22 protein-coding genes are annotated in these 24,341 nt (G+C 42.9%); 20 read left to right on the plus strand and 2 right to left on the minus strand.

All coding sequences use genetic code 11. The features are described from left to right. The first annotated feature begins 960 nt into the window (after positions 1-960). The 11 genes from rnmV to CZ434_RS14945 all read left to right on the plus strand — a co-directional run bounded on the left by rnmV (position 961) and on the right by CZ434_RS14945 (position 10,089). Positions 961-1,530, plus strand: coding sequence for a ribonuclease M5 (gene rnmV, locus CZ434_RS14895; protein ID WP_077623889.1), 570 nt, complete (start codon positions 961-963; stop codon positions 1,528-1,530). Continuing rightward, positions 1,523-2,416: a 16S rRNA (adenine(1518)-N(6)/adenine(1519)-N(6))-dimethyltransferase RsmA gene (rsmA, locus tag CZ434_RS14900; RefSeq protein WP_077623890.1), complete on the plus strand. Its 894-nt coding sequence runs from the start codon at positions 1,523-1,525 to the stop codon at positions 2,414-2,416. The genes rnmV and rsmA overlap by 8 nt, the downstream gene beginning before the upstream one ends. Positions 2,417-2,546: 130 nt before the next feature. Next, positions 2,547-3,428: a sporulation peptidase YabG gene (gene yabG / locus CZ434_RS14905; protein ID WP_077623891.1), complete on the plus strand. Its 882-nt coding sequence runs from the start codon at positions 2,547-2,549 to the stop codon at positions 3,426-3,428. A 207-nt stretch (positions 3,429-3,635) separates the two neighbouring features. Continuing rightward, entirely contained in the window at positions 3,636-3,902 is a 267-nt protein-coding gene (gene veg / locus CZ434_RS14910; RefSeq protein ID WP_077623892.1) for a biofilm formation stimulator Veg, read from the plus strand. Positions 3,903-4,052: 150 nt separating this feature from the next. After that, positions 4,053-4,232, plus strand: a complete 180-nt coding sequence (locus tag CZ434_RS14915; protein WP_077623893.1) for a small, acid-soluble spore protein, alpha/beta type — start codon at positions 4,053-4,055, stop codon at positions 4,230-4,232. A gap of 112 nt (positions 4,233-4,344) precedes the next feature. Continuing rightward, the gene (gene ispE, locus CZ434_RS14920; RefSeq protein ID WP_077623894.1) at positions 4,345-5,214 is read left to right on the plus strand and encodes a 4-(cytidine 5'-diphospho)-2-C-methyl-D-erythritol kinase; all 870 of its coding nucleotides are present in this window, start codon (positions 4,345-4,347) and stop codon (positions 5,212-5,214) included. A gap of 54 nt (positions 5,215-5,268) precedes the next feature. Continuing rightward, on the plus strand, positions 5,269-6,102 hold the full coding sequence (gene purR, locus CZ434_RS14925) for a pur operon repressor (protein WP_077623895.1): 834 nt from the start codon (positions 5,269-5,271) through the stop codon (positions 6,100-6,102). 128 nt (positions 6,103-6,230) lie between these two features. Then, the gene (gene spoVG, locus CZ434_RS14930) at positions 6,231-6,521 is read left to right on the plus strand and encodes a septation regulator SpoVG (RefSeq protein WP_077623896.1); all 291 of its coding nucleotides are present in this window, start codon (positions 6,231-6,233) and stop codon (positions 6,519-6,521) included. A gap of 450 nt (positions 6,522-6,971) precedes the next feature. Further along, entirely contained in the window at positions 6,972-8,351 is a 1,380-nt protein-coding gene (gene glmU / locus CZ434_RS14935) for a bifunctional UDP-N-acetylglucosamine diphosphorylase/glucosamine-1-phosphate N-acetyltransferase GlmU (protein ID WP_077623897.1), read from the plus strand. Positions 8,352-8,366: 15 nt separating this feature from the next. Further along, positions 8,367-9,320: a ribose-phosphate diphosphokinase gene (locus tag CZ434_RS14940; RefSeq protein WP_077623898.1), complete on the plus strand. Its 954-nt coding sequence runs from the start codon at positions 8,367-8,369 to the stop codon at positions 9,318-9,320. A gap of 130 nt (positions 9,321-9,450) precedes the next feature. Next, positions 9,451-10,089, plus strand: coding sequence for a 50S ribosomal protein L25/general stress protein Ctc (locus CZ434_RS14945; RefSeq protein ID WP_077623899.1), 639 nt, complete (start codon positions 9,451-9,453; stop codon positions 10,087-10,089). Positions 10,090-10,150: 61 nt separating this feature from the next. On the opposite strand, the gene CZ434_RS14950 is transcribed toward CZ434_RS14945, so the two are convergent. Beyond that, on the minus strand, positions 10,151-10,690 hold the full coding sequence (locus CZ434_RS14950; RefSeq protein WP_077623900.1) for a transcription repressor NadR: 540 nt from the start codon (positions 10,688-10,690) through the stop codon (positions 10,151-10,153). A gap of 32 nt (positions 10,691-10,722) precedes the next feature. Continuing rightward, positions 10,723-11,862 (minus strand): IscS subfamily cysteine desulfurase, encoded by a 1,140-nt coding sequence (locus CZ434_RS14955; RefSeq protein ID WP_077623901.1) that lies wholly within the window; start codon positions 11,860-11,862, stop codon positions 10,723-10,725. A 194-nt stretch (positions 11,863-12,056) separates the two neighbouring features. Between CZ434_RS14955 and nadB the strand changes: the two genes are divergently transcribed. The 9 genes from nadB to ptsG all read left to right on the plus strand — a co-directional run bounded on the left by nadB (position 12,057) and on the right by ptsG (position 24,253). Beyond that, positions 12,057-13,589, plus strand: a complete 1,533-nt coding sequence (gene nadB, locus CZ434_RS14960) for an L-aspartate oxidase (RefSeq protein WP_077623902.1) — start codon at positions 12,057-12,059, stop codon at positions 13,587-13,589. A gap of 29 nt (positions 13,590-13,618) precedes the next feature. Then, positions 13,619-14,455, plus strand: a complete 837-nt coding sequence (gene nadC, locus CZ434_RS14965) for a carboxylating nicotinate-nucleotide diphosphorylase (protein WP_077623903.1) — start codon at positions 13,619-13,621, stop codon at positions 14,453-14,455. Positions 14,456-14,471: 16 nt separating this feature from the next. Next, on the plus strand, positions 14,472-15,575 hold the full coding sequence (gene nadA / locus CZ434_RS14970) for a quinolinate synthase NadA (RefSeq protein ID WP_077623904.1): 1,104 nt from the start codon (positions 14,472-14,474) through the stop codon (positions 15,573-15,575). Positions 15,576-15,779: 204 nt separating this feature from the next. Then, a complete protein-coding gene (pth, locus tag CZ434_RS14975) occupies positions 15,780-16,340 on the plus strand; it encodes an aminoacyl-tRNA hydrolase (RefSeq protein WP_077623905.1) in 561 nt (186 codons plus the stop codon). Positions 16,341-16,415: 75 nt separating this feature from the next. Further along, entirely contained in the window at positions 16,416-16,646 is a 231-nt protein-coding gene (fin, locus tag CZ434_RS14980; protein ID WP_077623906.1) for an anti-sigma-F factor Fin, read from the plus strand. A 125-nt stretch (positions 16,647-16,771) separates the two neighbouring features. Then, on the plus strand, positions 16,772-20,296 hold the full coding sequence (gene mfd, locus CZ434_RS14985) for a transcription-repair coupling factor (RefSeq protein WP_077623907.1): 3,525 nt from the start codon (positions 16,772-16,774) through the stop codon (positions 20,294-20,296). Between the two features lie 160 nt (positions 20,297-20,456). Next, positions 20,457-20,990, plus strand: a complete 534-nt coding sequence (gene spoVT, locus CZ434_RS14990) for a stage V sporulation protein T (protein WP_077623908.1) — start codon at positions 20,457-20,459, stop codon at positions 20,988-20,990. A 186-nt stretch (positions 20,991-21,176) separates the two neighbouring features. Then, the gene (glcT, locus tag CZ434_RS14995; protein ID WP_077623909.1) at positions 21,177-22,019 is read left to right on the plus strand and encodes a glucose PTS transporter transcription antiterminator GlcT; all 843 of its coding nucleotides are present in this window, start codon (positions 21,177-21,179) and stop codon (positions 22,017-22,019) included. Positions 22,020-22,213: 194 nt separating this feature from the next. Next, positions 22,214-24,253, plus strand: coding sequence for a glucose-specific PTS transporter subunit IIBC (gene ptsG, locus CZ434_RS15000; protein ID WP_077623910.1), 2,040 nt, complete (start codon positions 22,214-22,216; stop codon positions 24,251-24,253). The last annotated feature ends 88 nt before the right edge of the window (positions 24,254-24,341 follow it).

Here is a 24,341-nt window from a genome sequence, read left to right on the forward strand (position 1 = left end):
GTCCAGTTCTGCTGCGAAAAGTTTCGGAAGCAAAAAAGTACAAGTGAAAGTATTGGATTAATTGTTGATTATAAATAGCAGCCTTTGCCAAATTCCTGGCAGAGGCTTTTTTCAATTCGACTACTTCCAGAAGCAGCAATTACCTCCCCCACCGAAAACCCATGCCACTGCAGAAAAACTATAAACTGCGACATAACTTTTTGTGGCTTCCTATCATCCTTTTCGGATTGAGTTGGTAGTCCAGCGCTTCGGAAAAATACTCACTTTCCGTGGGGAACGCTTCAGCCAGGGTACTACTTGAGTAGGCTCCTTTGCTCCCTTGGGACTGCGATTACTCGTCCCACCGAAGACCTTTTGGGACTGCGATTACTCGTCCCACCGAAAACCATGCGTCGAGGAAGCTTACTACGAAGCGATACTAGAAGACGCAGACGCATCACTGCGGGGTCTTCAGACTGTTCCTTTCCCACTGGAGTCTCGTATTTTTCCTCCGCTTTGGATAGAAATTCTAATCAAGTGGGAATTGGTCCTAAATTTGTTTAACATGGGATATTCCCTAACCAAAATTCAGAAAAAATCTAAAAGCGAAGGCAGAACACGCAGACTCCTGCAGGAACAGCGAAAGGTCTTCGATGGGGCGAGTAATCGCAGTCCCACGTGTCCGAAGACCCCGCAAGAAGCTTTCTTTGCTGATGAGGAGGCTGAGGCCGTGCCCGCGGAAAGCGAAGTGTTCTGCCGCAGCGAGTACCAACACTCAATAAACATCAGAATGAGAGAAAACGTCACAAAAAGTAGTTTTCACTATGTCGCAATTTCCCTCAAATGTAAATCTCAAAAAATCCACAAAGTATGAATAAATTTCATTTTCAAAAGGACTACAGCAACTTGTGTATACTTTTCTTTATTCGTGAAAGGTATTAAGATAAAGTGGTTATATAACAAGTAAATGCAGGTGAAGAAATGGATAATTCCAGAATTAAGGAAATCATCGTAGTAGAAGGAAAAGACGATACAGCCAAAATAAAGCAGGCGATTGATGCAGATACTATTGAAACCAATGGATCTGCAGTGAATCAAGAAATTCTCGACCAAATAAAACATGCCCAGCAAAAACGCGGCGTGATTATTTTTACCGATCCGGATTACCCCGGACAAAGAATCAGGCATATTGTGTCCAATGCAGTGCCCGGATGTAAACACGCCTTTCTTCCCAGATCGGAAGCAAAGGCCAAACACGATAAAGGAATAGGAATAGAACATGCTTCCGCGGCATCGATTCGCCGAGCATTGTCTGAGGTGTACGAAATTGGCGTCAGTGTTGACTATGAAATCACACGCGAGGACTTATTAAGGTTCGGCCTTCTTGGAGGTCCCAAAGCGAGGCATCGACGTGAGCGACTTGGAACTGAACTGAAAATAGGTTATACAAATGGCAAGCAGTTATTGAAACGGCTGCAAATGTTTGAAATACCACAAGAAAAGTTTTCAACAACAATGAAGCGAATAATAAAGGAGGAAGAAAATGAGTGAGCAGAAAGCTATAGCGACTCCTTTTAAAACGAAAGAAATACTAAACAAATACGGCTTTTCTTTTAAAAAGAGCCTAGGCCAGAATTTTTTGATCGATGTAAATACGCTGAGAAACATCATCGAACAAGCAGGAATAGATGAACATACAGGGACAATGGAAATAGGGCCTGGTATGGGTGCATTAACAGAACAACTGGCCATCTATTCGGAAAAAGTGGTCGCGTTTGAAATAGACCAGCGGCTTATTCCAATTTTGGAAGATACCCTTGATTCCTATACCAATGTAACAATCATCAATGAAGATATTTTAAAAGCAGATATCAGGAAGGTGATGAAGGAAAACTTCAAAGAGGGGCAGCGTGTCAAAGTCGTTGCCAATCTTCCATATTATATAACTACCCCCATTTTGATGAAATTGCTTATGGACAGGCTGCCGGTGGACAGTTTCACCGTGATGATCCAAAAGGAAGTAGCCGACAGGATGGCTGCACAACCTAATACGAAAAGCTATGGTTCTCTCTCCATTGCTGTACAGTACTATACACAAGCTAAAGTGACGATTAATGTTCCGAAAACGGTATTTATGCCGCAGCCAAATGTGGACTCTTCTGTACTGCATCTCGAGCTTAGAGAGGAACCGCCTGTCGAAGTGAGGAACGAAGAGTTTTTCTTCGACTTAGTACAAGGATGTTTCGGGCAAAGGAGAAAGACATTAAGGAACAATCTTATCCGCTATTTCAAAGATACATTGTCGAAAGAAATAATTGAAGAAATTTTGGAAAAAGCAGAAATCGACGGAACTCGCAGGGGCGAGTCACTGACGATGGAAGAATTCGCCGATCTTGCGAATACAAGCTATGAATACAGAAAGGAGCAGGGACAATAAGCAGCCCTGCTTTCTTCATATTCGCAAGTCAGGATACGCACAACTTTACCGCCAATACATAGGCTATTTAATAACCAAATGGTCTCAGTTATGTGAACAAATCACAACCGGAAATGTATGGGGTGGAATTATGCAATTTGCAATTGGAGAATTAGTAACCCGAAACTCTTATAATAACGATATATTGTTCAGAGTCATCAATAAATCAGAAAACCATGTACTCTTGCATGGCGAAGATATCCGGTTAGTTGCTGACGCTCTCCCGGAAGACCTGGCAGTCGTGGAACAAAGAGATTTGGAGCACAGGCGTAAACTTGTGAAGGAAAAAGAAGATTACTCGTTCCGTCTGTTTCGCCAGGACTATCAACTGATGAAAGAAAAGAGGGAATATGAGTCCACGAATGGGTACCATCAATCCACAAATTACTTTCAAATCCCTGCGCGGGTTCTTCATCTGGATGGTGATCGTCTTTATCTCAAGAAATGTATCGATGTCTATCAAAGAATCGGTCTCCAAGTTCACGGTGTCCACTTAAGTGAAAAAGAAATGCCGATGGAAATAGCCTCCTTAGTGAAAAAAATCCATCCGGATATTATTGTCATCACTGGGCATGATGCTTTTTCGCGGAACAAGGGTACGAAAAATGACTTGAGGGCATACCGTCATTCTAAGTATTTTGCTGAGACGGTAAGAGAAGCCCGCAATGTAGTCCCGCATTTAGATCAATTGGTCATTTTTGCAGGGGCATGCCAATCTCATTTTGAATCACTGATCCGTGCCGGTGCTAACTTTGCCAGCTCGCCTTCCAGAATCAATATTCACGCATTGGACCCGGTTTATATCGCAGCGAAAATTGCCTTTACTCCTTTTATGGAGAAGGTCGGTGTCTGGGATGCGCTGAGAAATACACTGAGCGGGGAAAAGGGACTTGGAGGAGTGGAGACAAGAGGTCTGTTAAGGACTGGAATGCCTTACATCAGTGAAGAAGCAGCGGAAGATACAGTCGATTAGCCTCCACTTGGCAATACTGAAAATTGAAGTCATGGAGAAATGTAAAAAAATCACACATAAAATTCCTTTTATTAGATAAAATAAACAATAATTAGAGAAAAGAACTTTTTATTATTGACAGTAAATTTGCTATGCTGTTATAATATAAGATTTTATTTGACTTTGAAACAAGCATGTGGTATAGTGTGAGTAGTGAGGTGGAGTCTATTGGCTAAAACATTAGTGGAAATCAAACAAGGTTTAGATGGACAAATCGGAAAGCGCCTGAAGCTTAGAGCAAATGGCGGAAGAAGGAAGACTATCGAACGATTTGGAACACTGGCTGAAACGTATCCCTCAGTATTTATCGTAGAGCTGGATCAAGATGAGAATGCGTTTGAGCGTGTATCTTACAGCTATGCAGATGTATTGACAGAAACCGTAGAACTAAATTTCATCGATGATATGAGCAAGATGGCATTAGGGGAGCAGTAAACAGTGTTTACTGCTTTTTTTATACTCTAAAAAAGAGGGAAATATACTGAAGATATTTCCATAATTGCAAGCAATCTATATGCGTAACATCGTGTCTGGCCGGGCAAACTGATATTGTCGTAAGAACTATTCGAAAGGGGTTGTTCTTTCATGGGCAGGCGAAGAGGAATCATGTCAGACCAGTTGAAAGAAGAAATTGCTAAAGAGTTGGGTTTTTACGACACGGTCCAGCGAGAAGGTTGGGGAGGAATACGCGCCCGTGATGCCGGTAATATGGTGAAACGGGCAGTAGAGATGGCTGAAGAACAGTTGGCAAGGGACAAATCCTAATATGGGGTTTGTCTCCTTTTTATTAAGCGGCGTTGGTAGTGCTAGGCATTAATGATTGTGGGGAAAGGATATGATACAATTTAGGATATATCTTCAAAAGTAGGTGAAAAAAGTGCATTTACTTGAAAAAGCACCCGCCAAAATCAATCTATCATTAGATGTATTATATAAAAGGCCGGATAATTTTCATGAAATCGAAATGGTGATGACCACCATTGATTTAGCGGATCGGATCGAGCTTACCCCGCTAGCCAGTGACCGGATTATTATTGAATCGGAAAACCAGTTTGTGCCGAATGACGAACGCAACTTGGCTTACCGTGCTGCTAAATTACTGAAAGATACATACCGAATCGACAAGGGCGTCAAAATTTTCATCGAGAAAAATATACCGGTGGCAGCCGGGCTTGCAGGCGGGAGCAGTGATGCAGCTGCTGTGCTGCGAGGACTGAACAGAATGTGGTCCATGGGGTTGTCGACTCGCGAGATGGCTGATTTAGGTGCGAAAATCGGCTCCGATATTTCTTTTTGTGTTTACAATACAACCGCATTGGCGAAGGGAAGGGGAGAGCGGATCAAGGAACTGCCTGCACCGCCTTCATGCTGGGTCGTTTTGGCTAAACCGACCATCGGTGTTTCCACACAGTCCATTTATAAAAATTTGAAACTGGACAATGTGACCCATCCGGATACAAAGGGGATGATGGAAGCACTGCGTAAAAACGACTTTGAACTTATGTGCCGGAAAGTGGGCAATGTACTGGAGTCTGTTACGCTTTCTCTTTACCCGGAGGTGGAACAAATCAAAAACCAAATGGAGCAAGCAGGAGCGGAAGCAGTACTGATGAGCGGAAGTGGACCAACTGTATTTTCCCTTGTCCAGCAGGAAAGCCGGGCATACAGAATCTATAACAGTCTTAGAGGGTTTTGTGAGGAAGTTTATGTAGTCAGAATGCTGGGCTATCGCCAGCCACTTGATTAAACACGTATATAAGTGGTATATTCTATATAAAATATTCGGTTTTTGAGGTGGAATATGAAAAGAAGCGACCGTTTGGTAGCGATGACAAACTATTTAATTGAGCATCCCTCACAGTTGGTATCTTTGCCGTTTTTCTCTAAAGAAATGGATTCAGCAAAGTCATCGATAAGTGAGGACCTGACCATCATAAATAAGAACTTTCAAAAACAGGGTATCGGTTACTTGGAATCGATCTCTGGTGCTGCCGGTGGTGTGAAATACATCCCAAGCTATTCTCTGGAAAATTGCAAATCCTTTATTCGGGATCTTTGTGAACAACTGGAGGATCCGGGACGGATTCTGCCTGGAGGCTATCTATACATGAGCGATTTGCTCAATGAACCATCAAAAGTCAGGAATATCGGGAGGCTGTTCGCTTCAGCTTTTTCCGACTTGGAAATAGATGTAGTGGTGACAGTGGCGACTAAAGGTATTCCGCTTGCCTATGCTGTCGCATCTTTTCTGAACGTACCTGTAGTCATTGTACGGCGGGATCCGAAAGTCACGGAAGGTTCAACCGTCAGTATTAACTATGTTTCAGGATCATCAAAAAAGATACAAACAATGGTACTTCCCAAGCGAAGCTTGCAGGAAGGAGCAAAAGTCTGCATCATTGATGACTTCATGAAGGCAGGCGGCACGATCAACGGTATGAAAGCCCTTCTTGATGAATTCAAAGCAGAAGTGACTGCTGTAGGCGTTTTGGCAGAGGCTGAGGATGAAGAAGAGGACCGGGTCGTTCTGGATTATACGTCAATCGTTCAAATAAATAATGTGGATATGAAGAACAAACAGATCGAGGTGCGGGAAGGCAATTTCTTTGATCACTATTCCGAAAATCATATATAAAACCAAACCTTTTCCTTTTTTTAAGATTATTTGAATATTTTCAAAAAAATTTCAGAATGTAGCAGGAATTCTATTTATTTTGTTGAATCTAGATAATAAGTTCTAATGGGAAAAGGTGGTGAGACATAATGGAAGTAACTGACGTTAGATTACGCCGCGTTAATACCGAGGGAAGAATGCGAGCAATTGCTTCTATTACGTTGGATCAGGAGTTTGTTGTCCATGATATTCGCGTAATTGATGGAAATAATGGGTTGTTTGTAGCGATGCCTTCTAAACGTACTCCGGACGGTGAGTTCCGCGACATCGCCCATCCAATTAATTCGAATACACGTGCTAAAATCCAGGACGCTGTATTGGAAGAGTACCATCGAGCTGGTGAAGTTGAAGTGGAATACGAGGAAGCAGGCGCATCCTAAAGCAAAAAGCAATGACAGCAGGGGGTCTAATCTTCAAGGATTAGACTTCTTTTTGTTTGGCCCAAATCTCGGCCGGCGGTTATATACGAAGAGGCTGGCTAACATTTAAATGCACGGTTGAGAGAAATTGCGACATAGTAAAAATTCTACTTTTCCGCAGCGTCGGCTTACCACTCAATTCGAAAAGAATGGAAGGAAGCGGGAAAAAGTTATGTCGTAGTTTATGCAGCAACGAACAATCTTTTAGGAACCACTTATATCATTTTAAGAGAACAAGCACCGGGTAAAGGCTCAGGTGTTTTTTATTTATGTCGATTTTCCTGCGTTGATAGAGGCTCTCTATTGAAATACCCCCTGTTTTGATATATATTCGTAACTGGATAAAATAAAAAAAACACAGTCGATTATAGATGGTTGATTTGATAGAGGTATTCGAATGGAGGTTCTTATATGAGCAATCGATATGCAGTTGTTCTGGCAGCTGGACAAGGGACAAGAATGAAATCGAAATTGTACAAAGTACTACATCCTGTTATGGGTCGCCCTATGGTGCAGCATGTAGTCGACCAACTGAATAAACTTGAATTGGATAAACTGATCACGGTTGTCGGATTCGGTGCCGAGAAAGTGAAGGACCAGTTAGGAGACAACTCACAATATGTCATCCAGGAAGAGCAATTAGGTACCGGACATGCCGTTCTTCAAGCGGAAGACCTTCTGGAAAATGAAGAGGGAACGACAATTGTGGTGAGCGGGGATACGCCACTGCTTACACACAAGACCTTGGAAGCATTGCTTAACCATCATGACAAAGAAGGTGCAAAGGCTACCGTGCTTACTGCCGAGGCTCCGGATCCAACAGGATACGGCAGAGTGATTCGAAATGATGCCGATGAAGTGCAGAGAATCGTGGAGCAAAAAGATGCGAGCAAGGAAGAGTTGGCTGTCAAGGAAATCAATACAGGTACTTACTGTTTCGATAATAAATCTTTATTTGAAACGTTGAAACAAGTTTCCAACGACAATGCACAGGGAGAGTATTACCTTCCGGATGTATTGGAAATCTTAAAACAGGCTAATGAAAAAATTAGTGTCTTCCAAACCGGTGACTTCGATGAAACAATTGGAGTCAATGACCGGGTAGCACTTTCCCAGGCGGAAAAATTAATGAAAAAGCGGATAAATGAACATCATATGAGAAACGGTGTAACCATTACAGATCCGGAAAACACCTACATCGGCCCGGACGTGGCGATAGAACAGGATGTTGTTGTCTATCCTGGTAGTATCATCAATGGTCATACAGTCATTAAGACGGAGGCAGTCATTGGGCCTCACACAGAAATAGATAACTGCACGGTTGGTTCAGAAACAGTCATCCGCCAAAGTGTGGCCAAAGACAGTGCGATCGGAAACAGAGTCCAGATTGGTCCATTTGCTCATATAAGGCCGCAGGCAAATATCGGAAATGAAGTGAAGATCGGCAACTTCGTCGAAGTGAAGAAAGCAACCTTGGATGATCAAAGCAAGGTTTCTCATTTGAGTTATATCGGGGATGCAGAGGTCGGCAAGGGTGTAAACATAGGATGTGGAACAATTACCGTCAATTATGATGGGCAAAACAAGCATCTGACAAAAATAGGCGATGATGCGTTTATTGGTTGCAACTCCAATTTGATTGCCCCGGTAACAGTAGGTAAAGGTGCATATGTAGCCGCAGGTTCAACGATTAACCAAGATGTACCGGATGAAGCACTTTCCATCGCACGTGCCAGACAAACCAACAAAGAAGAATATGCAAAAAAAATCAATAAACAGAAAAAAGATTAATGGAGGGCTCATCAGATGTCAACTGGATACAAAGATTCATCCCTTAAAGTTTTTACCCTGAATTCCAACCCAAGCCTGGCAGAAGCTATCGCTGCTAACATCGGAACAGAATTGGGTAAATGTTCTGTCTCCACGTTTAGCGACGGGGAAGTTCAAATAAATATTGAAGAAAGCATTCGAGGCTGTGACGTATATGTCGTTCAGTCTACAAGTGAACCGGTTAATCAACATTTAATGGAACTGTTGATCATGATTGACGCCTTGAAACGAGCTTCGGCAAAATCCATCAATATTGTGATGCCTTATTATGGCTATGCACGCCAAGACAGAAAGGCCCGTGCCAGAGAACCGATTACTGCTAAGCTGGTAGCTGACTTACTACAAACGGCAGGAGCATCCCGTGTGATCACATTGGATCTCCATGCACCACAGATACAGGGATTCTTTAATATTCCGGTTGATCAATTAGTAGGTGTGCCAATTCTTTCTGATTACTTCCAGGAAAGAAACTTCGACGACCTCGTCATTGTGTCGCCCGACCACGGTGGTGTGACAAGGGCGCGTCAAATGGCGGATCGTCTGAAGGCTCCAATTGCCATCATCGATAAGAGAAGACCTCGTCCAAACGTGTCAGAGGTTATGAATATCGTGGGTAATATCGAAGGGAAAACTGCCATCTTGATCGATGATATCATCGATACAGCCGGAACCATCACGCTTGCGGCGAATGCATTAATTGAAAACGGAGCGGAAGAAGTGTATGCTTGTTGTACACACCCGGTTTTATCCGGACCCGCTATAGAGAGAATCGAAAATTCCAAGATAAAAGAATTAGTAGTTACGAATACCATCCCACTAAGAGAAGAAAAACAAATCGAAAAAGTAAAACAGCTATCCGTTGCTCCATTAATCAGTGAAGCAATTATTCGAGTGCATGAACTGCAATCCGTAAGTGTATTGTTTGATTAATCAGTTTTAGAAAGAAGGGTCCCCTTTTGGGGGTATCTACCCCTTTTCGCACTGCACCAAGGTTTAAACACACCACATAGCGGGAAATAATAACAATTAGATTGTTTAATTTCAATGGAGGGTGATGAACTTGGCAGTAAAACTCAAAGCAGACAAACGAGAGGATTTAAAAAGTTCTTATACGAGAAAGATTAGAAAAGAAGGCTTCGTTCCGGCTGTAGTATATGGAAAAGGAAAAGAGCCGAAGACAGTGGCTGTAAATAGTATAGAACTACTTAAAACAGTACGTGATGAGGGAAGAAACGCAATAATCTCCCTTAATGTCGAAGGAGATTCCCCGGTTGATGTTATGCTTCATGACTATCAAGTGGAGCCGATCAAAGACGAATTAATCCATGCTGATTTCTATGCGGTCAATATGTCCCAGGAAATCGATGTGGAAGTGCCTATCCATCTTGATGGTGAAGCTCAAGGTTCTAAAGACGGCGGTGTTTTACAGCAGCCTCTTTACTATTTAGCTGTACGAGCTAAGCCGGGAAACATTCCAGAAGAAATTAAAGTCGATGTTTCAAAATTGGAAGTCGGAGATAGTATCACAGTTGCCGACTTAAAATCCAGCAATGAATATGAAATTACAGAAGATGAAAATACAACAGTCGTCAGTATCCTGACCCCAGATTCAGGTACGGTTGAAGAAGATACAGATGAAGGGCAGTCCGAGCCGGAATTGGTCGGTGCAGAGGATAATTCAGAAAACGACAATGAATAACAGCTAAAAGCGCAGTCAACTGACTGCGCTTTTTTTTATTTCCCATGACAATTGTGATGTATCACGAATCTAACAGAATCCCAGCTTTTTGCAATGCTTCGCATGCTTGGTCCAGTTTAGCTATTGAATCGGATTCAATCGTGTGGAGATGTGTCCCATCCGTCAATTCCGATAGATAAGCAGCGTTTGTCTGTTCTATTTTATGGAGGAACTGATCCACTTCTATCCGGCTGCTGACCATAATAGATGCAGTTAGGTCTCCATATACCGGATGTTCTATTCTTACATCTTTGACCGTCACTCCATGGTCGACGAGAATATAAAGTTCTTCCCGTGTTTGTTCCGGTGCGTGTCCACAAACAATAATTCTATTAAGGGTGGAATCACTGTTTTCATCCCGGATATATAAGTAACCCTGACTTGTGGCGATAATAGGTTCTCCTTTAGCTTTCAATAAGGAGATATCCTGGACAATTACCTGTCTGCTGACACCGTTTTTCTTTGCTATTTGGCCACCTGTCAGTGGTTCATCGATTTCTTTCAGCCACTTCAGAATCTGTTCTCTTCTTGCTTTTCCTGAAGGTTTTTTCTCTTCATTCATTCCATTTCTCTCCTTAAAAACCCGAAATCCAGCTATTGTTCATCAAAGTATTTATCTAATATCGAGCGCAGAAATTCGCCCGTTCGTTGGATATCCTCATTAGTTGTATGTTTCCCCATTGAAATTCTTATGAATTGGAGCGATTCTTCATCTGTCCTTCCGATGGCCTTCATCGTTTTGGAAGGCTGTTGTCTGCCAACCTGACAGGCGCTTCCGGTGGAAACAGCTATGTCATGCCGATTCAGTTCCAACATAGCATACTGTCCTTCCATACCAACAATCCGGAGTCCCAGGATATTCGGTAATTGGCTGGTTGCTGATTCCTCGATTATCAGCTGATAGGGGATGTCCGATAGTAAATTAATGAGATTTTCTCTTAAATCTCCCATTCGCTTTTTTTCTGTTTGCATTTCATCGATCATGTCTGCAGCAGCAGTGATGAATGCTGCAATTCCAGGCACATTGATGGTTCCCGGCCTGAACCCTCTCTCGTGTGATGTTGAGGGTATTTGGGGGATCCAATGGACGGAAGGATCGATATAAACGGCTCCAACGCCTTTTGGGCCATATATTTTATGACTGGAAAGCGATATACTGTCGACTTTCATCTTCTGAATATCAATCGGAAGTTTGCCAAATGCCTGGACACTGTCACAATGCAGTAAGATACCACGGGAATGCAGAAATTCTCCAAATTGGTCTATCTGCTGAATCGTTCCAAGCTCCCCGTTTACACAATGGATGGATGCTAATATCGTATTGGGCCGCACAGCTTTTTTTAACGTATCGAGTTCTATCTGCCCTTCGTTATTAGTGGGTAAGTACGTGACCTCGTAACCTTGCCTTTCCAATTTGGCAAAAAGGTTAAGCACAGATGAATGCTCGATCACCGTAGTAATCAGGTGGTTTCCCTTCTGCTTGTTGGCATCGATAAGCGACTGAAGGGCTAGTATATTCGATTCACTCCCACCACTTGTGAAGTATATTCCTTGCTCGCTCCCATTCACAATTTCGGCCAGTTTCCTGCGGCACTTATTCAGAATGGTTGAAGCCGAAGAACCAGCATCATGCAGACTGCTCGGGTTTCCGAAGTAATGGCGTGCAACTTCTGTAAAAGTTTCAAGTGAACGTTCAGACATTGGAGTGGTAGCTGCATAATCAAGGTATATCATATTTGAGCACATCCCTATTTAATATTAGCTAATAATTGATCATTCCATAAACTACTAAGTTATATGTCTAAGATAAATGATAGAATAACCGGTTTCCAACAAAAAAGGTCTTGCCTTTAATTAAATATTATGTAAATATAGGTGTCAAGACACATAGATATACACTTTTCACATGCAGTAAGGGGGTTGCCGGCATGGACAGAGATAGTGTGCTTATCATCGGCAGTGGAATTGCAGCCTTGACAGCTGCCAGCAGGTTAATAGCGGATAAAAATGTGATTATTTTCACAAAAGGAAGTGTGCGTTCAAGCAATTCATACTTGGCTCAAGGTGGAGTGGCAGTGGCAATCACGGAAGAAGACCATTGGGAAAATCATTCGGATGATACTTTAGCAGCTGGTTGTTTCCATAACCATGCAGGTAACGTAAGAGAGCTCGTCAGGAAAGGACCGCTGTACATAAAAAATCTAATCGGCAGAGGAATGGAGTTTGATCGCAACGCTCAGGGAGAATTTGATCTGGGAAAAGAAGGGGCTCACCTGGTAAGGAGGATACTGCATGCAGAAGGGGACTCGACCGGAAGAGTTCTTGTCGACTTCATGCTTGAACAGATAAAAGGAAAAGTGAAAATAGTGGAAAATGAAATGGCGATGGAACTGCTCCTGAAAGACGGAAGGTGTGTGGGAGTCCTAACGAAAAAGGAGAACGGAAAAACAGTCCGCCATTTTGCAAATGCGACCATCATAGCGACAGGAGGATGCGGGGGTATTTATTCCCTTACTTCAAATGATCCCACAATAACCGGAGATGGCCTGGCTATGGCATATCGGGCCGGGGCTGAACTTACCGATATGGAATTCATCCAATTTCATCCTACCATGCTTCACAAAAACGGCCGTGTACTGGGACTAGTATCTGAAGCGGTCAGGGGAGAAGGTGCTGTCCTAGTCGATAATCATCGGGAGAGAATCATGAAAAACGTTCATCCTCTGGAAGATTTAGCTCCCCGGGACATCGTGACCAGAAAAGTTTACCAGGTAATGAAGCAAGGCAGGCAAGTCTACCTTGATATCTCCTCTGTCGAGAACTTTGAAAAAAGGTTTCCGGCAGTTTATAACAGTTGTCTGGTGAATGATATCGATTTAAAAACAAAATTAATTCCCGTTGTTCCGGGTTCACATTTTTCTATGGGCGGGATAAAAGCCAGTTTGGAAGGGGAGACAACGGTACCCGGTTTGTTTGCAGTAGGAGAAGCAAGCTGTACTGGTGTGCATGGAGCGAACCGGATTGCAAGCAATTCATTACTGGAAGGTATTGTTTGTGGCAACGCTGTGGCTGATAAGATTATTTCCATGCCATCGATTCCTTGTCAATATGGATATAAGGATGAGGAGAGGGTCTTGGGAGACTCCATGATGCCTGAAAAACAACAAATCAAAGACTATATGATGGAGTATGTCGGAGTCATTAGACAGGAAGATAGCTTAGTAGAGATGAAGGAATGGCTGGAAGGATATGATTTCTTTCATATCGATCCAGAAAAGCAATCATTGGGCCAGGTAGAAACAGCCAATATGCTGCTAGTTTCCTGGTTAATTACAACTTCCGCACTAAAAAGGAAAGAAAGCAGGGGAAGTCACTTTCGAGCTGATTATCCAGCTGTGACTGTCGATTGGAATCAAAAGCGAGTGGCACGTCATATTGCGGAACGTAAAGTCACTGTATGATATTGGGATGTTTGCCAGGAGGGAACTGGATGAATCGGATTAAATTAAGAAAGCTGATCGAACAATTTTATTTGGAAGATATCGGAGACAGGGATATTACCAGCTCTTCCATCTTTCCCGAAACACAAAGAGGAGTGGGTTCTTTTATCGCGAAGGAAGCTGGGATTGTTTGTGGTCTCCCGGTCATTCAGGAAGCCTATCGGATACTGGATGACAACATTCGTGTAACTGCCTATAAAGGGGATGGACAGTCTATCGAACAAGGGGAAACAATTGCCGAAGTAGAGGGGCCGGTTACCCATTTGTTGACAGGAGAAAGGGTCATCTTGAATTTGTTGCAGAGGATGAGCGGAATAGCGACCATCACACAAAAAAGTGTAAGCCTTTTGAATAGTGACCATACTCGGATATGCGATACAAGGAAGACAACCCCCGGGCTTAGAATGTTGGAGAAATATGCTGTAGTATGCGGCGGAGGCTCTAACCATCGCTACGGTTTATACGATGCCGTCATGATCAAGGACAATCACATTGCCTTTTCAGGGTCAATTTCCAAAGCTGTAGAGTCTGTAAGGGAAAATACAGGCCATATGGTCAAAATAGAAGTCGAAACGGAGACAATCGACCAAGTAAGAGAAGCGGTGGAGGCTGGAGTGGATATAATCATGTTCGACAATCGCAAACCGGAGGAAGTGCGGGAATTCCTCGGGCAGGTACCGAGTCATATTGTGACAGAGGCATCAGGGGGGATAACATTATCCGACTTGCCCGAATACGGAAATACAGGCGTTGATTTCGTTTCACTGGGATTTTTGACACATTCTGTAAAATCGCTGGATATTAGCCTGAATGTCCTTGCCAAATGAACAAGGAGGAATAAAGATGAGTGTACTGGACTTACTTGGAATAGAAAGTCAACTGTTACCGGATAAATATAAGCATATGTCCGTGGATGTTATGGAACGAGAAATCGGAAGAATAAAAAAAGAGTTTGGCTCGAGATTGTTTATCCCCGGCCATCATTATCAGAAAGATGAAGTTGTCCAGTTTGCCGATGCGGCAGGAGATTCCCTTCAGCTTGCCCAGTTGTCATCAGAAAATGATGCGGAATATATTGTGTTTTGCGGAGTTCATTTCATGGCAGAAACAGCCGATATATTAACGGATGAACACCAGAAAGTTATTTTGCCGGATATGCGGGCAGGTTGTTCTATGGCAGACATGGCAGATATAAATCAAACCGAGCAGGGCTGGCACAAAATGCAGGATGTTTTTGGTGATACGATTATTCCACTCACCTATGTCAACTCGACGGCCGCGATTAAAGCCTTTGTGGGGAAAAACGGCGGTGCGACCGTGACCTCTTCTAATGCTGAACGGATGCTTGAATGGGCACTTGGTGAAAAGGAAAGAATTTTGTTTCTTCCTGACCAACACTTGGGAAGAAACACTGCCTATGATCTTGGGGTTCCTTTGGATAAAATGGCTGTTTGGAATCCGATAGTGAATGAATTTGAATATGACGGGGATTTGGAAGACGTAATCGTCATTTTATGGAAGGGTCATTGTTCTGTCCATGAGAACTTCAGGGTGCAGAATGTAGAGCATCTACGCCGAACAAGACCTGATATGAAGATCATCGTCCACCCGGAATGCAGCAGGGAAGTTGTCTCACTCTCCGATTATGCAGGCTCGACTAAATATATAATCGATAAAATTAAAGAAGCTCCCTCCGGCAGCAAGTGGGCAGTCGGTACGGAAATGAATCTGGTCAACAGGTTGAAAAATAATCACCCAGATAAAGAAATTATATCGCTTAATCCTCAAATGTGTCCTTGTTTGACCATGAACCGAATTGACCTTCCCCATCTTCTTTGGTCACTTGAGTCATTGGAAAAAGGCCGGATAACCAATCAAATAAAAGTGGAACCACTCATTGCAGAACAAGCGAAACTCGCTCTTGATCGAATGCTTGAAAGAACATAAATTTCATAAAAAGCTGATAACAGGGCATCTGTTATCAGCTTTTTTAACGAGTGAAATATCTGCAGTCTTCCCTGATAGAGGGGTGAAATCCGGGAAGTTTATTAGGAAGAGGCTGGCCAAATGCTTTATTTTTGCTATTAAAATAAGTACAATGAGAGAAGTTAATCGAAACACATCACATTATTAAAGGAAGACGTGAATGCTATGAAATGTATAGTCGGACTAGGAAATCCAGGTAAAAAATTTGAGCAAACACGCCATAATATCGGTTTTATGATAATAGATGAACTAGCTAATCGGAAGAATTGGAAATTGACCAAGAAAAAGTTTAACGGTTTATACGCTTTGGAAGTGCATAATAATGAGAAAGTACTTTTATTGGAACCGCAAACTTATATGAATCTTTCGGGCGAGTCTTTACGTCCATTGATGGATTATTATGATCTGGCAGTCGAAGACGTGGTGATCATTTATGATGAATTGGATTTGCCGCTTGGAAAGATCAGGCTGCGTGAGAAAGGCGGGCATGGAGGACATAATGGAATCCGGTCGGTGATTGATCACTTAGGCACGAAGGAGTTCAAAAGGATCCGGGTAGGAATCGGGAGACCTGCAACGCCTATGCCTGTTCCCGATTATGTACTTGGCAGCTTTTCAAAAGAAGAAAAACCGCTTGTAGACGACGTGATCGAAAAGGCAGCAGATGCTTGTGAAACTTGGCTGGAGAAACCGTTCCTCGAAGTAATGAACGAATTCAATCAATAGGTGAATGACGGCCGGATGTATAATCCGGTTTATCTCGGGAAAAACTAAGAAGAGATTTCCCGAGGAGGTTACAAAATGTCTGTTGTGTACCGATGCAACCATTGCGGAGTCGTTGTAGGCCAGTTGGACCAACAAGTCTTGGATACAGAAAAACTTGGCTGGAATCAGTTGAGCCAGGAGGAACGGGCTGAAATGATCAACTATCAGCAAAACGGTGACATCCATATTAAAACAATATGTGAAAATTGCGAGGATACCTTTCAGCAACACCCGCATTATCATGAACTCGATTTTTTTATTCAGTAGTACATTCAATAATAATGAAATAGGATAACAATGCTTTGGTTTACAGCCAAGGCGTTTTTGCACTTATAGAGTTTGTTCCATTATCTTTACTTGGATAAATGCAACAACTTTTAGGGGGAGGCAGCATGCAGGGAATTAAAGACTTTTTAAAGTCACATGACGACATACATTCAATCATTGCAGGAGTATCTGCGGGGCTGAAGGAACAATTGGTTTCAGGATTGACCGGATCAGCGAGAAGTTTGTTGACTTCGTTGATCAGTGAGTCTGCGAAAAAACCAATTCTTTTAGTCACTCATCAACTCATGCAGGCACAACAACTATATGAAGATTTAGTAGAGGTTTCTGATGCAAGCAAAGTACACCTATATCCGGTGAATGAATTGATTGCTTCAGAAATCGCCATTGCGAGTCCCGAGCTGAAAAGTCAGCGGATCGAAGCGTTGAATAAGTGGATGACGAACGAAACGGGAATTCTGGTCGCCCCGGTTGCGGCTCTGAAAAGGATTCTTCCACCTTCCCATTACTGGGGCAAATATCAGCTTCCATACGAGGTGGGAAAAGAGATCGACATTGATGAACACCTGTCCTTCCTGATTGAAATGGGTTATGAACGGGTGGATATGGTATCAACCCCAGGTGAAATAAGCCTGCGCGGCGGTATTATGGATATTTATCCGCTAACCGAAGAAAATCCCGTGAGAATCGAACTGTTTGATACAGAAGTAGATTCTATCCGGTATTTCGATGCCGCCAACCAGCGATCATTGAAAAAGATAGAGCAGGTATCGATTGGTCCGGCTACAGAACTGCTGCTCACAAAAGAGGATCTTACTACGGGTGCGCAGCGGCTGGAAGAAGAATTGGCGTCTTCGTTAAAAAAAGTTAAAACAGCTGACCGGAAGGAAGAGCTATCCCAGGCAATCCGACCTGATTTGGAACGAATGCAGCAACATGAACGTTTTCAGGAAATGTATAAATATGTCAATTACTTCTATGAGGAGCCTGGTAGTTTATTAGATTATCTTCCGAAAGATGGGCTGATTATTTTGGACGAAATGAGCCGTGTCCAGGAAACGGCCAACCGTTTGGATGAAGAAGAAGCAGAATGGTATCAGAGTCTGCTCGAAGCCAATCAGACAGTAAAAGACTTGACGATCTCCTATGACTGGCATGAGATATGGCATAAAATGGAGCAGCCTCGTCTTTATATGTCTGTGTTTTTGCGCCATATTCCGAATACCAATCCGCAGAACATCGTCAATATGTCCTGCCGTGCCATGCAGCAATTTCATGGACAAATGAATTTATTGAAAAACGAGTTTTCCAGATGGCAGAAAAGCGATTATTCGGTTATTTTATTCGCTCCGAACGAAAAGCGCGCTGAAAAGATCGAAGCCGTGCTGGCCGATTATGATATGGAAGCTGTCAAAACATATGGTGAAGTGACACTTCCGGTATCCAAACCGACTATTATCATTGACAATATCAGCAGTGGATTTGAACTGCCGATGCACAAGCTGGCTATTTTGACTGAAAGTGAACTGTTCAAAAAACGAACAAGCAGGCCGAAACGCAAGCAGAAAATATCGAACGCTGAAAGAATCAAAAGTTATCAGGAGCTAAAAGTAGGAGATTACGTGGTGCATGCCAACCATGGAATCGCCCGATACTTGGGGATAGAAACACTGGAAGTAAACGGTCTTCATAAAGACTATATGTTGCTGAAGTACTCTGGAGACGACAAATTATTTGTCCCGATCGATCAAATTGATCTTGTACAGAAATATGTAGGTTCAGAGGCAAAAGAACCAAAGCTGTATAAGCTTGGCGGCAGCGAATGGAAAAAAGTGAAAAGCAAAGTCCAGTCGTCTGTTGAAGATATTGCGGATGATTTAATCAAGCTATATGCCGAAAGGGAAGCAACAAAGGGATATGCTTTTTCGGAAGATACGCTTATGCAGCGGGAATTTGAAGATGCGTTCCCATATCAGGAGACAGAAGACCAGCTTCGTTGTATCGAAGAAATCAAAAAGGATATGGAAAGATCCCGGCCGATGGACCGCCTTCTATGCGGCGATGTCGGTTACGGAAAGACAGAAGTGGCAATCAGAGCTGCATTCAAGGCGATTGCAGATGGAAAACAAGTAGCCATTCTCGTTCCTACAACTATTCTTGCCCAACAGCATTATGAAACAATTATGGAAAGATTTCAGGATCACGCCATCAATATCGGCCTGTTGAGCCGCTTCAGGACAAGAAAACAACAAAAAGAAACAATGGATGGATTGAGAAAAGGAACTGTCGACCTTGTGGTAGGCACCCACCGTTTGTTGTCGAAAGACGTGGAGTATAAAAATATCGGCTTGCTGATTGTGGATGAGGAACAGCGGTTTGGTGTTAAACATAAAGAGAAAATCAAACAGCTGAAGACAAATGTCGATGTACTGACGCTGACGGCTACACCGATTCCAAGAACCCTTCATATGTCGATGCTTGGCGTCCGAGACTTATCTGTTATCGAAACACCGCCTGAGAACAGATTCCCAATTCAAACTTATGTTCTGGAATATAATCCTGTGTTCTTGCGGGAAGCAATTGAACGGGAAATGTCCAGGGGAGGACAGGTATTCTTCCTTTATAACAGGGTCGACAATATCGAGCGGATGGCCCAGGAAATCTCCGCTCTTGTCGAAGATGCAAGGGTAACCTTCGCACACGGCCAGATGAACGAATCGGAACTGGAGAATGTCATGTTCTCTTTCCTTGAGGGAGAGTTCGATGTCTTGGTGAGCACGACAATTATTGAAACAGGGGTCGATATTCCAAATGTCAACACACTGATTGTCTATGATGCCGACAAGATGGGCTTGAGCCAGCTCTATCAGTTGAGAGGCCGGGTCGGACGTTCAAACCGCGTAGCCTATTCTTATTTCACATACCAGCAGAATAAAGTGTTGACGGAAGTAGCAGAGAAAAGGCTGCAGGCCATCAAGGAGTTCACAGAACTAGGTTCCGGATTCAAAATAGCCATGCGCGATTTGTCGATCAGAGGAGCAGGAAACCTGCTTGGCGCCCAGCAACATGGTTTCATCGATTCTGTTGGATTCGATATGTATTCCCAGATGCTTCAGGATGCCATCAACGCCAGAAAGGCAGGTAAGACTGTCGAGGATGTGAAACCATTTGAGGTGGAACTAGATCTGGACTTGGATGCTTATATTCCTGATAGTTATATAGATGACGAAAAACAAAAAATCGATATTTACAAAAGCTTTCAGGCGATTTCTTCGCAAGAGGATATTTATGACCTTAGAGAAGAGTTGATCGACAGGTTCGGGGATTATCCGGATGAAGTAGGCAATCTATTCCATGTGTCTTCCATAAGGCTGAAGGCGAAAAAAGAGCGGGTAGAAGCAGTCAGCGAGAAGAAGAATAAAATCGAGATATTGGTCGAAGAAGATACCAGCCAGCAAATCGATGGGGCGAAGTTGTTTGAATTTGCCACCCACTATGGCAGGATGGTGCAGCTCGGTACAGAAAACCGCAATTTGAAGATGGTGTTCCAGTGGGATAAGAAGACGAAGAACAGGCGGTACGAAGTCGTGGAAGAATTGATTCAGGGATTACAGGGTACAAAAAGAGACTGATTGATTTGCCGGGATGCTTTTTATACATTAATTCACCCATTTATGTATAGGAATTTCATGGTGATTTATACTATAGCCACACCTGGTTATTTCTGCTTGAAAATACCGAAGGTGGAAACACAACCAGAATGATCATCAAAGAAAGTGAGGCTGCACAGAAATGAAAGCTACAGGAATTGTACGTCGAATTGATGATTTAGGCAGAGTTGTAATCCCGAAAGAAATCAGAAGAACGTTAAGAATACGTGAAGGTGACCCTTTAGAAATATTCGTCGATCGAGACGGAGAAGTTATCTTAAAAAAATACTCTCCGATCAGTGAACTCGGCGACTTTGCGAAAGAGTATGCAGATGCCCTTTTCGATTCGCTCGGGTCTCCAGTATTGATTTGTGATCGTGACGAATTCATTGCTGTATCCGGAGAATCGAAGAAAGAGTACTTAGGAAAGAATATCGGTACATTGATGGAAAAAGCGATGGATGACCGCTCTGTACTTGCAGAATCAAACTCGACTATCGAATTGGTGGAAGGGCGCGAAGAGACCATTTCTTCCTATGTTTTGAGCCCGATAATTGCCAACGGCGACCCAATCGGTTGTGTGATGATTATGTCGAAAGACGACAAAGAGCTCAGTACGGTCGAACACAAAGCGGTTGAAACAGCTGCAAGCTTTTTAGCGAGGCAAATGGAATAATAGCATAGTCAGCAAAATGTAGAAGCTGGTAACCTGGAGTTCTGACTCTTGTGTTATCAGCTTTTTAGTCCGCTTTGTTTTGTTTTCTGCCAGACCACCGCCTTAAGGATGTTTCCTTGTAATAAGCGCTGTCAACGTTTACCATGTAGTAAGGATTATTGCGCGTTGTCAGGTGGAGGGAAAGAGATGGAACAAGTGCTCATCATAAATAAAGTACTTAATAACAATGTGGTCATTGCGGAACACGATATATATAAAGAAGTTGTGCTGATAGGAAAGGGAATTGGATTTAATCGAAAAAAAGGTGACTCCATTTCTTTTGACCATGCGGATAAGACTTTCTTGTTGAAGGATGAACAAGAGAAAGAACAGTATGTCAATTTATTGCCGTATATTGATAAGAAACTCCTCGAATTCATAAATGATATTTTAATTTATATTGAAGAAAGAATGGACACTGACTTAAACGAGCATATTCATGTAGCTTTGACAGACCACCTGGCTTTTGCAATCAATAGGGCCAAGAAGGGAATGCAATTTGCCAATCCATTCTTGTTTGAGATTGAAACACTTTACCCAAAAGAGTATCAAGTTGCAAGGGAAGTAGTCGCGAAAGTCGAAGAGGAGATGGAAGTCCTGTTTCCTGAAGGGGAAATCGGATTTGTTGCATTGCATATCCATAGTGCGGTGACAGATAAGTCATTAAGAGATATCAATAGATACCATCAGCTGTTATCCATAATGATTGAACTTATTGAGAAAGAGTTATCGATAGAGTTGGATAAACAAGACGTAGACTATTTCCGTCTGATACAGCATCTTCACAGAGCGATTGACCGTGCACATCAAGGAGAAGTGCTTGGAAAAGAAAAAAGGTTGGCGGAATTGTTGAAAGATGAATATCCCGTGTGCTATAATCTAGCTTGGAAATTGATTAAAGTGATGCAAAAACAATTAAACAAACCGGTGGATGAATCAGAAGTATTGTATTTAACGATTCATTTACAACGATTGACTAATAAATCCTGATAATACGTGTTACTGATTCGATCAGGCATGAGTATGATAAGATTTATAGGTTACCCTAAGGGACAAGTGTACCCTTTTAACCTGAATCTTTACTACTCATGCCTTTTTTTGTTGGATTTTTGAAAACGATTTAGAGAGTTTGTTTAATGAGGATTTTGTATCAACTCACCAAAATGATCAGGAGGTAAATTCGCATGTTTAAAAATGCTTTTGGGACTTTGCAAAAAGTCGGTAAAGCCTTGATGCTCCCTGTGGCCCTTTTGCCAGCGGCAGGTATTCTACTAGCTTTCGGTACAAGCTTTGCGCAGGATACATTTGTGGAAACATTCCCGTTCTTCGGTAATCCATGGGTTCAAAAAATCCTGGAAGTAATGGCTGAAGCCGGGGGAATTGTTTTTGATAACTTACCTTTACTATTTGCAGTAGGGGTAGCAATTGGTTTGGCCGGCGGTGACGGTGTTGCCGGACTGGCGGCTATCATTGGTTACCTAATTATGAATGTCACCATGGGTGTATTCGGCAATGTAACCGAGGGGATGACAGAAGAACCTGCATATGCGATGGTTCTGGGGATCCCGACACTCCAGACAGGTGTATTCGGCGGTATTATCGTAGGTTTACTGGCTTACTATATGTATAATAAATTCTTTAATATCCAGCTTCCTCAATTCCTGGGTTTCTTTGCAGGTAAACGGTTCGTGCCTATTATAACTGCTTTCTCTGCTTTGATATTAGGTTTGATTATGCTGATCTTCTGGCCGTATGCCCAGCAAGGATTGAATGCTTTGTCGCATTTCATGCTTGAGACAAACAGGACCTTGTCCACGTTTGTGTTTGGTGTAATTGAACGGGCATTGATACCGTTCGGTCTGCATCATATTTTCTATTCACCATTCTGGTTCGAATTCGGCTCTTATACAAATGCCGCGGGCGAAATCATCCGTGGTGACCAGCAAATATTCTTTGCTCAAATGAGAGATAACGTAGAAGAATTTACTGCAGGTACGTTCATGGTCGGTAAATTCCCGTTCATGATGTTCGGTCTGCCGGCTGCAGCTCTTGCTATTTACCACACTGCTAAACCAGAACGAAAAAAGGTTGTTGCAGGTATCATGGGTTCAGCTGCATTGACTTCCTTCCTGACAGGGATTACGGAACCGCTTGAGTTCTCATTCTTGTTTGTAGCACCAGTGTTGTTTGGTATCCACACCATTTTTGCAGGTCTTTCATTCATGACCATGCACCTGCTGGATGTCAAAATAGGTATGACGTTCTCCGGTGGTTTGATCGACTTTATATTGTTCGGTGTCATGCAGAATAAAACCGCCTGGTGGTGGGTGATCATTGTCGGTCTTGTACTGGCTGTCATTTACTACTTTGGTTTCCGCTGGGCGATCCTTAAGTTCAACCTGGCTACCCCGGGTCGTGAAGACGAGGCGGATGACGCTGGCGATGACGAAGAAGTCGGCGATCTTCCTTACGAGATCCTCAGTGCGATGGGCGGAAAAGAAAACATCGCCCACTTGGATGCATGTATCACCCGCCTACGTGTAAGCGTGGAAGATAAAGGCAATGTCGATAAGAATCGTTTAAAGAAACTAGGTGCTTCAGGAGTCATGGAGGTGGGCAACAACATCCAGGCAATCTTCGGCCCTGTTTCTGATTCCCTTCGTGGACAAATGCAAGATATCATCGACGGAAAAACACCACGATCCAAAGAAGATGTGTCCAAAATCGTCGATAAGGCAAGTGATGCTGAACAAGCACCTGTGAACTTGGACAACTTGGAATTCACAAGCCCGATTACAGGAGAAATCATGCCGATCACGGAAGTGCCTGACCAAGTATTCTCCGGAAAAATGATGGGTGACGGTTTTGCTATCAAGCCATCCGAGGGTGTGATTGCCTCTCCGATCAACGGTAAAATAGTGAATATCTTCCCTACCAAGCATGCTATCGGCCTTCAGGCAGATAATGGTACAGAGGTACTGATTCACATCGGAATCGATACGGTCAAACTTAAAGGAGAAGGCTTCACGGCGAAAGTCGAAGAAGGCGACCTTGTAGAACAAGGGCAAACACTCATGGAAGTTGACTTGGATTATATTGCAGAGAATGCAGCATCCACTATTACGCCTATCGTATTTACAAACTTGGAAGAAGGCAAACAAGTGGAAGTAAAAGCACAAGGAAACGTAACTAAAAACGACAAAGACATCATTGCAATTAAGTAAGACACAAGCAAGAGGCGGTCCGGTTTCAACGGGCCGCCTCTTGTTATAGGAGGATTGTCTTACGGGGGATGTGGTATAATGGCATGGA

The sequence above is a fragment of the Sediminibacillus massiliensis genome (genome assembly GCF_900156915.1).
GTDB classification, from domain to species: Bacteria; Bacillota; Bacilli; order Bacillales; family Amphibacillaceae; genus Sediminibacillus_A; species Sediminibacillus_A massiliensis.

What these genes read in the sequence shown, in the direction of transcription:
- rnmV (WP_077623889.1), top strand. Translation starts at nt 961, where the DNA reads ATGGATAATTCCAGAATTAAGGAAATCATCGTAGTAGAAGGAAAAGAC.
- rsmA (WP_077623890.1), top strand. Translation starts at nt 1,523, where the DNA reads ATGAGTGAGCAGAAAGCTATAGCGACTCCTTTTAAAACGAAAGAAATA.
- yabG (WP_077623891.1), top strand. Translation starts at nt 2,547, where the DNA reads ATGCAATTTGCAATTGGAGAATTAGTAACCCGAAACTCTTATAATAAC.
- CZ434_RS14915 (WP_077623893.1), top strand. Translation starts at nt 4,053, where the DNA reads ATGGGCAGGCGAAGAGGAATCATGTCAGACCAGTTGAAAGAAGAAATT.
- purR (WP_077623895.1), top strand. Translation starts at nt 5,269, where the DNA reads ATGAAAAGAAGCGACCGTTTGGTAGCGATGACAAACTATTTAATTGAG.
- spoVG (WP_077623896.1), top strand. Translation starts at nt 6,231, where the DNA reads ATGGAAGTAACTGACGTTAGATTACGCCGCGTTAATACCGAGGGAAGA.
- glmU (WP_077623897.1), top strand. Translation starts at nt 6,972, where the DNA reads ATGAGCAATCGATATGCAGTTGTTCTGGCAGCTGGACAAGGGACAAGA.
- CZ434_RS14940 (WP_077623898.1), top strand. Translation starts at nt 8,367, where the DNA reads ATGTCAACTGGATACAAAGATTCATCCCTTAAAGTTTTTACCCTGAAT.
- CZ434_RS14950 (WP_077623900.1), bottom strand. Translation starts at nt 10,690, where the DNA reads ATGAATGAAGAGAAAAAACCTTCAGGAAAAGCAAGAAGAGAACAGATT.
- CZ434_RS14955 (WP_077623901.1), bottom strand. Translation starts at nt 11,862, where the DNA reads ATGATATACCTTGATTATGCAGCTACCACTCCAATGTCTGAACGTTCA.
- nadB (WP_077623902.1), top strand. Translation starts at nt 12,057, where the DNA reads ATGGACAGAGATAGTGTGCTTATCATCGGCAGTGGAATTGCAGCCTTG.
- nadC (WP_077623903.1), top strand. Translation starts at nt 13,619, where the DNA reads ATGAATCGGATTAAATTAAGAAAGCTGATCGAACAATTTTATTTGGAA.
- nadA (WP_077623904.1), top strand. Translation starts at nt 14,472, where the DNA reads ATGAGTGTACTGGACTTACTTGGAATAGAAAGTCAACTGTTACCGGAT.
- pth (WP_077623905.1), top strand. Translation starts at nt 15,780, where the DNA reads ATGAAATGTATAGTCGGACTAGGAAATCCAGGTAAAAAATTTGAGCAA.
- fin (WP_077623906.1), top strand. Translation starts at nt 16,416, where the DNA reads ATGTCTGTTGTGTACCGATGCAACCATTGCGGAGTCGTTGTAGGCCAG.
- mfd (WP_077623907.1), top strand. Translation starts at nt 16,772, where the DNA reads ATGCAGGGAATTAAAGACTTTTTAAAGTCACATGACGACATACATTCA.
- spoVT (WP_077623908.1), top strand. Translation starts at nt 20,457, where the DNA reads ATGAAAGCTACAGGAATTGTACGTCGAATTGATGATTTAGGCAGAGTT.
- glcT (WP_077623909.1), top strand. Translation starts at nt 21,177, where the DNA reads ATGGAACAAGTGCTCATCATAAATAAAGTACTTAATAACAATGTGGTC.
- ptsG (WP_077623910.1), top strand. Translation starts at nt 22,214, where the DNA reads ATGTTTAAAAATGCTTTTGGGACTTTGCAAAAAGTCGGTAAAGCCTTG.